This window comes from Paraburkholderia sp. J7 (assembly GCF_905220155.1).
Lineage (GTDB): Bacteria > Pseudomonadota > Gammaproteobacteria > Burkholderiales > Burkholderiaceae > Paraburkholderia.
In genome coordinates, this window is the sequence record NZ_CAJMYZ010000091.1 from 1 (window position 1) to 560 (window position 560).

Consider the following 560-nt stretch of genomic DNA (forward strand, 5'->3'; position numbering starts at 1 on the left):
GCGCGAAAACGACCGCGCCGCGATCCTCAAAATGTTTGAAGCTCCGGATGAAACGGTATAGCTGCCCGCCGATCTCCAGCCGGTTTCGTCCAGCGTGGGTTTGCTCAAGAATCTCTTCGGCCTGGGTTGCGGCAATGTTCCCGTGATATCTCAGGCGATCCTGATCTCTCCTGGCATCGCCAACGTACATGGCACAGACGTCATTGCATTTCTGCATCATGATCACACTTCCGCCGGAGTTCAGGGACAGCTCGAGATACTCGGCCAACGTCAGAAGTGACTCAGTCGTCGTCATGGCGATTCCCCTGAAAGCACGGCTCCCGACATCGATCCACTGGGTGGTGGCATCGACAGGCACCCACCGAGGATAGCGCCACGCATTTCCGGCACTTGCCTCCTCGCCTGATTCGAACAGTCTACGCGGCGGACTGCGTCACGGTCACCGCGATCATGCACGGGACCGCGCGGGTTCACTACGCATGCGTCGCGAGGCGCTATGGGCCACTACATCGGTGGGCGTCTGGCACGGTGGGTGCGAATCGTCAGCAAATTATCTTGCG

1 protein-coding gene is annotated in these 560 nt (G+C 59.3%); it reads right to left on the reverse strand.

Annotated features, from left to right (window positions below; all coding sequences use genetic code 11):
• The coding region (locus U5A58_RS40460; protein ID WP_321965461.1) for a hypothetical protein at nucleotides 1-295 on the reverse strand (295 nt) is incomplete at its 3' end.
• Nucleotides 296-560 lie beyond the last annotated feature (265 nt).